Genomic DNA, 12574 nt, shown 5'->3' with positions numbered 1-12574 from the left:
CGCGTATTGGGGGCCGCAATTGTTCTGCGCCAGCGCGGTCAACACCGATCGGCGCTGGTTCTCGCGATCGGCGCCGCCGAGCCCGCCGGTGCGCAGCCGCTCGAGATTTGCGGTCATCTGGTCGAGATTGGCGCGCATCTGCTGGATCTGGTTGTTGACCGGACCGCACTGCGCCGAGTTGTTGTTGAAGAGCGAAAGGAATCCGGAGCTGTCGCAGCCCATGCGCCGGGCCTGCGCCGTCACGCGATCGAGTTCGCCCTGTTGCCGGGTTGCGGCGTCCTGATAGCGGCGGATCTGCTCGTCCTTGGCCGGATCGCCGCCGCCGCGATCGATCGCGGCCAGTTGGCCCTCCAGCCGCGCGCACATCGGATTGGCCTGCGCGCCTTGGGGAGCCGGGCCGGGCGGCCCAGGAGGCACCTGCGCCAGGGCATGCGTGGCGGGCAGGGCGATGGCGGCCAGCACGGCGCAAGCCAAGAACCAACGGGAGAAGCGAGAACGGGAGCTATGGGGCATATCCGGCCATTAAAACGACGCCGCGCGGCGATCAACGCCAAAGCGCGCGGCCAGGACCACCTACCAAGACCACCTGCAAAGGCCGCCTGCAATAGCCGTTTCTCGCGGCAGCGTCACGTCGTTTCCGGGGCGCCGGTGTGGCAATAACCCCGTTTGTCCAGCGGCTTGGCTCAGCGCTGGCAGGTGATGGCGACGTATTCGCCGCAGCTATTGCCGGTGCAGGTCTCGCCCGTGGCATGCGGAACCGTGCCGGTGATCTCGTCGGGATCGACGCGCCGGTAACTGGTGGCCTGCGCAAAATCGCGCGACCGGCAATAGGCGCGGGCGGCGGACGCGCCGCAGCGGTCGCCGTGGGCGAGGCACTGGTCGATGCCGTATCCGTCGGCCTGGTTGGCGACGATGAAAACGCGGCTGTCGGCCAAGGCGGCCGAGGAGACAAGGACGAACGTAGAGGCAATCAATGCTGAAATGGGCCGCATGGCGCACCAGTGAAAATGGCGGGGAATCCGCAGGCCCCTCCCGTACGCCCAATTCCTTAATAATGATTAACCATGAGGGCGTTGGCGTGATTTCGGTGCGGCGCGGGCTGCATAACGCCCGAAAACAGCCCCTTGACGCGATAAGGGGGCCGTGAGACACGATGGAACCATGAACGGCCACCTCGCCATCTGCAGCATTTGCCGCGAGATTATGAGCTAGCGATTCGCTGGCTGAGGCCGTCTTTTCTCAATCACCCTGAGATCACTGGACGCCCGGCCGCAATGGATGGGTACCCATGGATTTGCGCCTCTACGATACGCTGACCCGGGAGAAGCGGCCGTTCGTGCCGCTGGATGCCAATAACGTCCGCATGTATGCCTGCGGACCGACGGTCTACGACTTCGCCCATATCGGCAACGGCCGGGCGGCTGTTGTCTTCGACGTGCTGTTCCGCGCGCTGCGCAATCGCTATGGCACAGGTCACGTCACCTATGTCCGCAACATCACCGACGTCGACGACAAGATCAACGTGCGCGCCGCGCGGGACTATCCCGGCGTGCCGCTGAACGAGGCGATCCGCAAGGTCACCGAGCAGACCTATCAGCAGTACCAGGACGACGTCACGGCGCTCGGCTGCTTGCCGCCGACCGTGCAGCCGCGCGCGACCGAGCACATCCCGGAGATGCGCGCGATCATCGAGAAACTGGTCGCCGGCGGCTTTGCCTATGTCGCCGAGGATCACGTGCTGTTTTCGCCGCAGGCGATGAACGCGGCTAACTCCACGCTGCCGCGCTACGGTGCGCTGTCGAAGCGCTCGCTCGACGAGATGATCGCGGGCGCGCGCGTCGATGTTGCGCCCTACAAGCGCGACAACACCGACTTCGTGCTGTGGAAGCCCTCCAAGCCGGGCGAACCGTCCTGGCCGTCGCCGGCAGGCATTGCGGTGGAGGGGCGGCCCGGCTGGCACATCGAGTGCTCGGCAATGGCCTGGAAGCATCTCGGCGAAAAGTTCGACATCCATGGCGGCGGCATAGACCTGGTGTTCCCGCACCATGAGAACGAGCTCGCGCAGACTTGCTGCGCGTTCCACACCGACCGCATGGCCAATGTCTGGATGCACAACGGCTTCCTGCAGATCGAAAGCGAGAAGATGTCGAAGTCGCTCGGCAACTTCTTCACGATCCGCGATCTGCTGGCGGATTGGCCGGGCGAGGTGCTGCGGCTCAGCATGCTCCGGACGCATTACCGCTCGCCGCTCGACTGGACGCTGAAGAGCGCCGAAGAAGCCGCACGGACGCTCGACGACTGGTATGCGGTCGCGGCCGACGCCGAGCCCGGCGCGCCGTCGCCGGCGATGGTCGAGGCGCTCTACGACGACCTCAACACTGCGCAGGCCATGGCCGTGCTGCACAGCTTGCGGAATGCCGCCGCGAGCAGTGAAGCGAGCCGCAACGAATTTGCCAGCTCGCTGCGGCTGCTCGGCTTCCTGTCGGAGAGCGCGGCGTCGTGGAAGGGCCGCAAGGAGCAGGCCAGCGGCGTCGATGCCGCCGCGGTCGAGGCGCTGATCGCCGAGCGCACCGCGGCGCGTGCGAGGAAGGACTTCAAGGAGTCCGACCGGATCCGCGATCAGCTCGCCGCGATGGGCGTGGCGATCAAGGACGGCAAGGATGCCGAAGGAAAGCCGATCACGACCTGGGAGGTTGCGCGATGAGCCGATCCGCACCCGCATTGCGCCCGTATCTGCCCGACGACGCGCCGCTGCTGGCGGCGATCTTCGCGGCGTCGATCATGGATCTGACCGGCGACGATTACAGCGAGGCGCAGCAGGAAGCCTGGGCGATGGCCGCCGATGACGAGGAGGCCTTCGGCAAGAAGCTCGCCGGGCAGCTGACCCTGATCGCGACATTGCAGGGCGCGCCGGTCGGATTCGCCTCGCTGAAGGGGGCCGATCACATCGACATGCTCTATGTGCATCCGAGTGCGGTCGGGCAGGGTGCGGGCAGCGCGCTGTGCGATGCGCTGGAGAAGATCGCGAGCGCCCGCGGCACCAAGGCTCTCAAGGTCGATGCCAGCGACACCGCGCTCGAATTCTTCCGCAAGCGCGGCTACGTCGCGCAGCAGCGCAATACGGTCACCATCAACGACGAATGGCTCGCCAACACCACGATGCAGAAGACGCTCGATGGCGTTGCCGTGCCCGGAGGCCACGCATGAGCCGCGAGCGCCTCTATCTATTCGACACCACGCTGCGCGACGGTGCGCAGACCAATGGCGTCGATTTCACGCTGCAGGACAAGCAGGTGATCGCGGGCATGCTCGACGCGCTCGGCATCGACTATGTCGAGGGTGGTTATCCCGGCGCCAATCCGACCGACACCGAGTTCTTCAGCAGGAAGCCGGCGTTCGATCACGCGCGTTTCACCGCGTTCGGCATGACGCGGCGGCCCGGCCGTTCGGCCTCCAACGATCCGGGGCTCGCCGGCATCCTCGAGGCCAAGGCGGATGCGATCTGCTTCGTGGCAAAATCCTCGGCCTACCAGGTCCGGGTCGCGCTCGAGACCACGAACGAGGAGAACCTCGCCTCGATCCGCGACAGCGTCGCGGCCGCCAAGGCGCTCGGCCGCGAGGTGATGGTCGACTGCGAGCATTTCTTCGACGGCTACAAGGAGAACCGCGACTATGCACTCGCCTGCGCCATTGCCGCCTATGAGGCCGGCGCGCGCTGGGTGGTGTTGTGCGACACCAACGGCGGCACCATGCCGCACGAGATCGAGACCATCGTCGGCGATGTCGTCAAGCAGGTGCCCGGCGCCCATGTCGGTATCCACGCTCATAACGACACCGAGCAGGCGGTGGCCAATTCGCTCGCCGCGGTGCGCGCCGGCGCACGTCAGATCCAGGGCACGCTCAACGGCCTTGGAGAGCGCTGCGGCAACGCCAATCTCTGCTCGCTGATCCCGACCCTGAAGCTGAAGCAGGAGTTTGCCGACAAGTTCGAGATCGGCGTCACCACGGAGAAGATGGCGACGCTGATGAAGGTGTCGCGCACGCTCGACGACATGCTGAACCGCGCGCCGAACCGCCATGCGGCTTACGTCGGCGAGAGCGCCTTCGTCACCAAGACCGGCATCCATGCCTCCGCTGTCATGAAGGATCCGCAGACCTATGAGCACGTGCTGCCGGATGCCGTCGGCAACCACCGCAAGGTGCTGGTATCGGATCAGGCCGGCCGTTCCAATGTGATGGCCGAGCTCGATCGCGCCGGCATCGTCTATGACAAGGGCGACCCGCGGCTGATGCGCCTGGTCGAGGAACTGAAGGAGCGCGAGGCCGCGGGCTTCGCCTATGAATCGGCGAACGCCTCGTTCGACCTGCTGGCGCGCCGCACGCTCGGCAAGGTGCCGGAATATTTCAAGGTCGAGCAGTTCGACGTCAATGTCGAGCAGCGCTACAACGCCAACGGCCAGCGCGTCACGGTGGCGCTCGCGGTGGTGAAGGTCGACGTCGACGGCGAGCGGTTGATCTCGGCCGCCGAGGGCAACGGTCCGGTCAACGCGCTCGACGTGGCGCTGCGCAAGGATCTCGGCAAGTACCAGAAATACATCGATGGGCTGAAGCTGATCGACTACCGCGTGCGTATCCTCAATGGCGGCACCGAGGCGGTCACGCGCGTGCTGATCGAAAGCGAGGACGAGACCGGCGAGAGCTGGACCACGGTCGGCGTCTCGCCCAATATCATCGACGCCTCGTTCCAGGCGCTGATGGATTCGGTGTTCTACAAGCTGGTGAAGTCGGGCGCGCAGGCGTGAGGTTTGCGCGCAAGTGGTACCGCAGTCGTCATTGCGAGGAGCGATAGCGACGAAGCAATCCATGTCCCAGCTTGAGGCGCGATGGATTGCTTCGCTTCGCTCGCAATGACGGGGAGGAGGCTACATGATCGACCACGTCTCCGTCGGCGTCCGCGATCTCGAGCGCGCCGCGCGGTTCTATGAGCCGACGCTGGCCGCACTTGGCCTGACCCGCCTCGTCACGCGGCCGGCGACGATCGGCTTCGGCAAGGCCTATCCCGAATTCTGGATCAATCTGCGTGCCGCGATGGCGCAGGTCGCGCACGAGAGCGGCACCCACATCTGCCTGCGCGCGAAGACCACCGCCGAGGTCGATGCCTTCCATGCCGCCGCGCTGGCCTCCGGCGGCGTATCCGACGGCGCCCCGGGCCTGCGCCCGCACGACCGCGTGCGCTATTACGCCGCCTTCATCCTCGACCCCGACGGCAACCGCATCGAGGCCGTGACGTTTCCAAGCGAGTAGGGCCTCGATACGCGGTGAAGCTGTTAAACCCGTCATCCTGAGGTGCGAGCGAAGCGAGCCTCGAAGGATGGACGGCCAGCAGCCGGGCCGTGCATGCTTCGAGACGCGCGTTCCGCGCTCCTCAGCATGACGGTGATGGAGCTGAAGGCGTGGTGAACGCTTTACAGCCGCCGCGCCACTTCGGGCGCGAGCTCCTTCGCGGCCGCGGGCTTGCCGGCCACGGCGGAACGCAGCCGCGGCAAGATGTCGTCGACGCGGTCGGCCATCAGCACGTTGATCGGAAGCGTCGCGCGGATGAACTCGGTCGTGCGCATGTGGCTCAGCAGCGAGAGCAGGGGTTCCCAGAAACCATCAATATTGGCGAGTAGGATCGGCTTGGAGTGACGGCCGAGCTGCTGCCAGGTCAGCTGCTCGACCAGCTCCTCCAGCGTGCCAATGCCGCCGGGCAGCGCGACGAACGCATCCGAGCGCTCGAACATCAGCCGCTTGCGCTCATGCATGTCGGGGGTGACGATCATCTCCTGAACCGAGGTCAGCGCATTCTCGCGCGCCCGCAGGAATTCCGGAATGATGCCGGTGACGGAGCCGCCATGATCGAGGGTGGATTTGGCGACCGCGCCCATCAGGCCGATCGAGCCGCCGCCGTAGACCAGGCGCACGTTGTTTTCGGCAAAGGCCTTGCCGAGCGCGACAGCAGCTTCAACGAAGCGGGGATTGTTACCGGGGCCGGAGCCGCAATAAACACAGACAGTCTTGATTTGGTTCATACGATCCTTGTGGCACTGCAGCGTAAACAGGGTCAAGACTCGCATATGGGCATTGAGGGCCAAAAAATCCCGTAAATTCCCGCGAATCGCGAACAATTTTGGTCATAAGCCTGTACGCCACGTTGAAACGATCTATATGACGGGCACAATGGCAAATCGTGGAAAAGATGTGGCCGCGGACCGCCGCGCCATGACGTCGCGAGCGGGCTCCTGATGGTGCCGCCGCAACAGACTGTGACCGCGGCCGATCAGCCCACGGCCACGACGCCCGCCGCCGAGAGGGGGACGCTGCTCGGCACTCTCGTTCATCTCTGGCCCTATATCTGGCCCGGCGATCGCGCCGATTTGAAGATGCGCGTGATCTGGTCGGTGGTGCTGCTGCTGTTCGCCAAGCTCGCGACGCTGTCGGTTCCGTTCACCTTCAAATGGGCGATCGATGCGCTGAACGGCACGGGATCGGCGCCGGTCGCGGCCTCGAACTGGATGGTCTGGCTGATCGCCTCGCCGGTGCTGATGACGATCAGCTACGGCGCGGTGCGCATCATCATGGCGGTGCTGACGCAGTGGCGCGACGGCATCTTCGCCCGCGTCGCGATGCATGCGGTGCGGAGGCTCGCCTACATCACCTTCGTGCACATGCACGAGCTGTCGCTGCGCTTCCATCTCGAACGCAAGACCGGCGGCCTGACCCGCGTGCTGGAGCGCGGCCGCTCCGGCATCGAGACCATCGTGCGGATGGTGATCCTGCAGCTGATCCCGACCATCGTCGAGGTCGCGCTGCTGGCGGCGGTGCTGCTCTGGCAGTTCGACTGGCGCTACGTGCTCGCGGTGCTGATCACGGTCGTCGTGTTCATGTATTACACCTACATTGCGACCGAGTGGCGGATCGAGATCCGCCGCAAGATGAACGATTCCGACACCGAGGCGAACACCAAGGCGATCGACTCGCTGCTCAACTACGAGACGGTGAAGTATTTCGGCGCCGAGGAGCGCGAGGCGAGGCGCTACGACCGCTCGATGGAGCGCTACGAGCAGGCCAGCGTGAAGACCTACACTTCGCTCGCGGTGCTCAACACCGGGCAGGCGATCATCTTCACCGCCGGCCTGACCGCGACCATGCTGATGTGCGCGTTCGGCATCCGAAACGGCACCCACACCGTCGGCGATTTCGTGCTGATCAATTCGATGATGATCCAGCTGTACCAGCCGCTGAACTTCATGGGCATGGTGTATCGCGAGATCAAGCAGGCGATCATCGACATCGAGAAGATGTTCGACGTGCTGGCGCGCGATCCCGAGGTGAAGGACGTGCCGGGCGCCAAGCCGCTCGTGGTGTCGTCCGGCAGCGTGCACTTCGAGGATGTCCGCTTCGCCTATGAGCCCGACCGGCAGATCCTGAAGGGCCTGAGCTTCGAGGTGCCGGCCGGCAAGACGGTCGCGATCGTCGGTCCCTCCGGCGCCGGCAAGTCGACGATCTCGCGGCTCTTGTTCCGGCTCTACGATGTCTCGAGCGGCCGCATCCTGATCGACGGCCAGGACATCAAGAATGTGACGCAGACCTCGCTGCGGTCGGCGATCGGCATGGTGCCGCAGGACACCGTGCTGTTCAACGACACCATCCGCTACAACATCCGCTATGGCCGCTGGGATGCCGGCGACGACGAGGTGGAGGAGGCGGCGCGGCTGGCGCAGATCGACGGCTTCATCCGGATGTCTCCGCAGGGCTATGAGACCCAGGTCGGCGAGCGCGGCCTGAAACTCTCCGGCGGCGAGAAGCAGCGCGTCGCGATCGCGCGCACGGTCTTGAAGGCGCCGCCGATCCTGGTGCTCGACGAGGCGACCTCGGCGCTCGACAGCCACACCGAGCACGAGATCCAGGGCGCGCTGGAGCGGGTCTCGCGCAACCGCACCTCGCTGGTGATCGCGCACCGGCTGTCGACCATCGTCGGCGCCGAGAGATCATCGTGCTGGACCAGGGCCGGATCGCCGAGCGCGGCACCCATGCGCGGCTTTTGGCCTCGGACGGCCTCTACGCCAGCATGTGGAACCGGCAGCGCGAGGCCGAGGAGGCCCGCGAACGGCTCGCCCAGGTCGACGACGACGGCGGCGCACCGAATCGCCTGCCGCCCGTGGTCGCCGATTCGCCGGAGGATTCCACCCCGGTTGTGGGTGAGAAACCCTTGCCGACCGCCGCGGAATAGTCGATTTAGGGCATGATCCGGAAAAAGTGCGAAGCGGTTTTCCGAAAAGATCATGCTTAAACAATGAACTAAAGCGCGATGACGCTTCGACCCCATCTCATCGCGCTTTAGGCCTCTCCCGCCAAACGGGGCGGGGAAACGCAAGCGAGCTCTGATGTCGATCGCCAATTCCATCCGCGCGCAGATCCCGCCGATCCATCCCGAGGGCTATCCGTTCATCGGTGGCTTCGCCCTGGCGAGCCTGATCCTGTTCTGGATCTGGACCCCGCTGGGCTGGATCGGGACGCTGCTCACGGTCTGGTGCGCGCTGTTCTTCCGCGATCCCGTGCGCGTGACGCCGTTGCGCGACGGCATCGTGGTATCGCCGGCCGATGGCCGCGTCTCCATGGTGGTGCAGGCGCTGCCGCCGGCTGAGCTCGGACTCGGCGACAAGCCGCTGCCGCGGGTCTCGGTGTTCATGAGCGTGTTCAACTGCCACGTGAACCGCAGCCCGGTGGCCGGGCGCATCGACCGCATCGCCTACCGGCCCGGCGCCTTCATCAATGCCGAGCTCGACAAGGCGAGCGAGGACAATGAGCGCAACTCGCTGGTGATCTCGGGCGCCAATGGACGCATCGGCGTGGTCCAGATCGCCGGTCTCGTGGCGCGCCGCATCGTCTGCTTCGTCAAGGAAGGCCAGTCGATCGGCGCCGGCGAACGCTTCGGCCTGATCCGCTTCGGCTCGCGGCTCGACGTCTACCTGCCCGAGGGCACCAAGGCGCTGGTCTCCGAGGGGCAGACCGCGGTGGCCGGCGAGACGATTCTGGCGGATTTCCGCAACGCCGACCCGGGCCGCACCTACCGCGCCGATTAACTCTGTTTCGCCAGCCTGGAGCTCCCGTTCCGCTCGGAATCGGAACGGGGGCTCTGGTTTGCTATCTTGACGCGTTTTCTTAACGCGAACCGGTATCCACTTCGCTGGAAAACGCTTTAACCAGCCGGTTCCCGCCGCGATGGCGGAGCCGGGCTATGATTGCTATATTGCAAGGCCATGATGCCCTTTGATCCCAACTCCGCCGAGTCTCGCCGCCGCCGGTTCCGCCCGATCCCGGTGCGTATGCTGGTGCCCAACATGATCACGCTGCTGGCGATCTGCGCCGGCCTGACCGCGATCCGGCTGTCGACGGAAGGGCGGATGGAGCTGGCGGTCGCCGCCATCGTGTTCGCCGCGATCCTCGACGGCATCGACGGCCGCGTCGCCCGCATGATCAAGGGCCAGTCGAAATTCGGCGCCGAGCTCGACAGCCTCGCCGACTTCGTCAATTTCGGCGTCGCGCCGGGCCTGATCCTGTATTTCTGGCAGCTGCATGAATTGAACAATGGCGGCTGGATCGCCGCGATGGTGTTCGCGATCTCCGGCGGCCTGCGCCTGGCGCGCTTCAACGCCTCGATCGACGATCCGAACAAGCCGGCCTTCGCCGCCAATTACTTCACGGGCGTGCCGGCGCCGGCCGGCGCAATCACGGTGCTGCTGCCGATCTATCTCGCCTTCCTCGGCGTGCCAATGCCGCCGGCGACGTTGACGGCGTTCTACACGCTCTTGATCGCCTTCCTGATGGTGTCGCGGCTGCCGGTGTTCTCCGGCAAGACCGTCAAGATGCGCGTGCCGCCGGAGATGGTGCTGCCGGTGTTCGTCTCGGTGGTGTTCTTCGTCGCGCTGCTGATCGGCTATCCCTGGCACATCCTGTCGGCGGGCTCGGTCGCTTATTTGATCAGCCTGCCCTGGGGCTGGAAATCGTATCGCGACCAGGAGCGCCAGCTTGCGGCGCAGACGCACGGTGCAAGTGTGGCCTCGCCGGCACCGCCTGCGGCTCCCTATGCAGCGCCGGTCGCGGATGCTGACAACGACGATCGTCCGGCGCATCTGCACTGACACATCTGCCCGACCCGTTATCCTGAGGAGCGCGTAGCGCGTCTCGAAGGATGCACGGCCACAGTCGGGCCGTCGACCCTTCGAGACGGCCGCTGCGCGGCCTCCTCAGGTTGACGGTGATAGAGCAGGTTGCGTCTTCCCAAATATCAGCCATGAGCGTGGCTCGGTTGGGTTCGCCTCTGATCTCGGCTATAGGCTGAGACGGCCCAGCGAACGCCAAAAATCAGGAGAGAAACGCCGTGACATCCGCTTCCGCCCCGCTGCCTGCTTCCGTCCTCGAGGCGTTGGCGCGCTACGACACGCCGACGATCTGCAATGCGATGGAGATCGTCGCGCCGGAGCGCCGCCTGATCGGCTACACCGTGAAGCCGCTGGTCTGCCCGTTCCCGACCTTGCCGCCAATCGTCGGCTACGCGCGCACGGTTGCGATCCGCTCGGTGCTGAAATCCGGCCTCTCGGCCGAGGAGCAGTCGAAGCGCCGCATCGAATATTATGAATATGTCGGCACCGGTTTCGGTCCGCGCATCTCCGTGATCCAGGACATCGACGGTCCCGACGTCGGCTACGGCGCGTTCTGGGGCGAGGTGCAGAGCGCCGTGCACAAGGCGCTCGGCTGCCTCGGCGTCATCACCGACGGTTCGATCCGCGACATCCCGCAATGGGCGCCGGGCTTCCAGGCGCTGGCCGGCTCGATCGGCCCGTCGCACGCCTGGGTGCATGCCGAAAGTTTTGGCGGCGAAGTCCGCGTCGCCGGCATGACGGTGCGCTCCGACGACCTGATCCACGCCGACAGCCACGGCGCGATCGTGATCCCCTACGAGATCGCTGCGAAGCTGCCCGAGGCCGCCGAACTGTGCGGCCGCCGCGAGACCCCGATCCTCGACATCGCGCGAGCCAAGGATTTCACGCTCGAGAAGCTGAAGGACGCGCTGAAGCGTTCGGCCGAAATCCACTGACGCAACGCGCGTCCTCGAATTGCGGAACGGCGGGCCATGGGGCCCGCCGTTTTTTATCGTCAGGCCGGCGCGACCTTCGCGATCTCGGATGCGCCGCGAATGGTCATGTCGACGGCGACATAGAGGATCACGGCGAGGCCGACATAGGCGATCCAGCGGTGGTTCTGCAGCAGTTTTGCGATGAAGGTGGCGGCCGCGCCCATCATCGCGATCGAGAGCGCAAGGCCGGACACCAGCACGATCGGCTGCTCGCGCGCCGCGCCGGCAACCGCGAGCACGTTGTCGAGCGACATCGAGACGTCGGCGATGATGATCTGCGTCGTGGCCTGCCACAGCGTCTTGCGCTGTCCCTCTGCGCCATCGGCGGCATGCTCGGCCGTCGTCTCATGCGCGGTGGCGCGCAGCTCGCGCCACATCTTCCAGCACACCCATAGCAGCAAAATGCCGCCGGCCAGCAGCAGGCCGACGATCTGCATCAATTGCGTAGTGAGGAGCGCGAACAGGATGCGCAGCAGCGTCGCGGCGCCGATGCCGATCAGGATCGCCTTGCCGCGTTGCTTCGCCGGCAGACCGGCCGCGGCAAGGCCGATCACGACGGCGTTGTCGCCGGCCAGCACGAGGTCGATGACGACGACTCGCAGCAACGCGCTGAGGGCGTCGAGTGAAAGCAGTTCGGACATGAGCAATGCTCCCCTTGAGGTCGGGGAGTGGACCGTTCGACGACAGAGGATGCCGCCGTCGTGTAGACGGCAAATCCGCCGCAGCGCGTGTCCGCGTCACGGGTCGAAGCAGGGCCACTCCAACTGAGTTCCAGTCCGACATCGCAGCTTGTGGCTGCCAGAGGGGCCCGGCCTGGGATTTACGGTCGCTCAAGCGCGATGAGATTTCGATGAATCGTCATCGCGCTTTCGCTTCTTGCTTGAGCATGATCTGTTCGGAAAACCGCTTCACACTTTTCCGGATCATGCTAGTCCGGACGCAGCGCGGCCTGTTCCTCGAAGAACAGCGCCGCCTGATCCGGCTCGCCGAGGATCGCCGCCGCACACCCCATGAAGGTGAATGCGCCGGCAAAATCCCACAGCGTGAAGTTCGCCACGCTCGCACGCATGCGGATCACGCGCGCCGCAAGCGCGGCAATGGCTGCCTCCGCGAACAACACCAGGCTGAGCGCGGGCAGCACGAGTGCGGGCTCAACCAGACGAACGGTCAGGATGATCGGCAGCGCGGTCAGCACCGCGAATAACAGCAGCATGCCGAACGGCTCCAGCGAGGGAGCCTTCCGCGAGAACCCGTCTGGAATGGTCGAGGACATTCCGATTCTTGCTGACCCTTGCTGATCCTGGTCTTGTCGTTCGTCCCGACGATATCAGAATGCATTCATGTTGACGCGCGGCGCGGCGCCGCGCGACCGCAGGCCGCGCGACAGAGTGTACG

General features: G+C 65.4%; 11 protein-coding genes and 2 pseudogenes. 8 read left to right on the top strand and 5 right to left on the bottom strand.

Annotation, left to right across the window (positions count from 1 at the left end; all coding sequences use genetic code 11):
* Both H8B02_RS21825 and H8B02_RS21820 read right to left on the bottom strand, forming a co-directional pair.
* Positions 1–513, bottom strand: a pseudogene (locus H8B02_RS21825) (DUF2865 domain-containing protein); the annotation flags it as partial.
* 170 nt (positions 514–683) lie between these two features.
* A complete protein-coding gene (locus H8B02_RS21820) occupies positions 684–992 on the bottom strand; it encodes a hypothetical protein (RefSeq protein WP_229168149.1) in 309 nt (102 codons plus the stop codon).
* A 296-nt stretch (positions 993–1288) separates the two neighbouring features.
* On the opposite strand from H8B02_RS21820, the gene cysS reads away from it, so the two are divergent.
* The 4 genes from cysS to H8B02_RS21800 all read left to right on the top strand — a co-directional run bounded on the left by cysS (position 1289) and on the right by H8B02_RS21800 (position 5304).
* Positions 1289–2704, top strand: coding sequence for a cysteine--tRNA ligase (gene cysS, locus H8B02_RS21815; RefSeq protein ID WP_229168148.1), 1416 nt, complete (start codon positions 1289–1291; stop codon positions 2702–2704).
* Positions 2701–3207, top strand: a complete 507-nt coding sequence (locus H8B02_RS21810) for a GNAT family N-acetyltransferase (protein WP_229168146.1) — start codon at positions 2701–2703, stop codon at positions 3205–3207. Before cysS ends, H8B02_RS21810 begins: the two co-directional genes overlap by 4 nt.
* Positions 3204–4802, top strand: coding sequence for a citramalate synthase (gene cimA, locus H8B02_RS21805; protein WP_229168145.1), 1599 nt, complete (start codon positions 3204–3206; stop codon positions 4800–4802). Before H8B02_RS21810 ends, cimA begins: the two co-directional genes overlap by 4 nt.
* A 124-nt stretch (positions 4803–4926) precedes the next feature.
* Positions 4927–5304, top strand: coding sequence for a VOC family protein (locus H8B02_RS21800; RefSeq protein WP_229168144.1), 378 nt, complete (start codon positions 4927–4929; stop codon positions 5302–5304).
* 161 nt (positions 5305–5465) lie between these two features.
* Here the strand turns inward: H8B02_RS21800 and H8B02_RS21795 are convergent, their stop codons facing one another.
* Positions 5466–6071 (bottom strand): LOG family protein, encoded by a 606-nt coding sequence (locus tag H8B02_RS21795; protein WP_212315169.1) that lies wholly within the window; start codon positions 6069–6071, stop codon positions 5466–5468.
* A gap of 213 nt (positions 6072–6284) precedes the next feature.
* On the opposite strand from H8B02_RS21795, the pseudogene H8B02_RS21790 reads away from it, so the two are divergent.
* The 4 genes and pseudogenes from H8B02_RS21790 (at position 6285) to H8B02_RS21775 (ending at position 11140) form a co-directional block, all read left to right on the top strand.
* Positions 6285–8272 (top strand): annotated as a pseudogene (locus tag H8B02_RS21790) (ABCB family ABC transporter ATP-binding protein/permease).
* A gap of 154 nt (positions 8273–8426) precedes the next feature.
* Positions 8427–9125: a phosphatidylserine decarboxylase gene (locus H8B02_RS21785; RefSeq protein WP_092127222.1), complete on the top strand. Its 699-nt coding sequence runs from the start codon at positions 8427–8429 to the stop codon at positions 9123–9125.
* A 180-nt stretch (positions 9126–9305) separates the two neighbouring features.
* On the top strand, positions 9306–10184 hold the full coding sequence (gene pssA / locus H8B02_RS21780) for a CDP-diacylglycerol--serine O-phosphatidyltransferase (protein ID WP_229168142.1): 879 nt from the start codon (positions 9306–9308) through the stop codon (positions 10182–10184).
* 239 nt (positions 10185–10423) lie between these two features.
* Positions 10424–11140 (top strand): RraA family protein, encoded by a 717-nt coding sequence (locus tag H8B02_RS21775; protein ID WP_229168141.1) that lies wholly within the window; start codon positions 10424–10426, stop codon positions 11138–11140.
* A gap of 59 nt (positions 11141–11199) precedes the next feature.
* Here H8B02_RS21775 and H8B02_RS21770 read toward each other — a convergent pair whose 3' ends face one another.
* Both H8B02_RS21770 and H8B02_RS21765 read right to left on the bottom strand, forming a co-directional pair.
* Positions 11200–11820 carry a TerC family protein gene (locus tag H8B02_RS21770; protein ID WP_229168139.1) on the bottom strand — a complete coding sequence of 207 codons (621 nt, stop codon included), beginning with the start codon at positions 11818–11820 and terminating at the stop codon, positions 11200–11202.
* Between the two features lie 287 nt (positions 11821–12107).
* The gene (locus tag H8B02_RS21765; protein WP_229168138.1) at positions 12108–12392 is read right to left on the bottom strand and encodes a hypothetical protein; all 285 of its coding nucleotides are present in this window, start codon (positions 12390–12392) and stop codon (positions 12108–12110) included.
* Positions 12393–12574 lie beyond the last annotated feature (182 nt).

Origin of the sequence: Bradyrhizobium altum, assembly GCF_020889705.1 — a bacterium.
Classification (GTDB): domain Bacteria; phylum Pseudomonadota; class Alphaproteobacteria; order Rhizobiales; family Xanthobacteraceae; genus Bradyrhizobium; species Bradyrhizobium altum.
The sequence above is the reverse complement of the archived record's forward strand: the minus strand, read 5'-3'. Positions and strand labels throughout refer to the sequence as shown.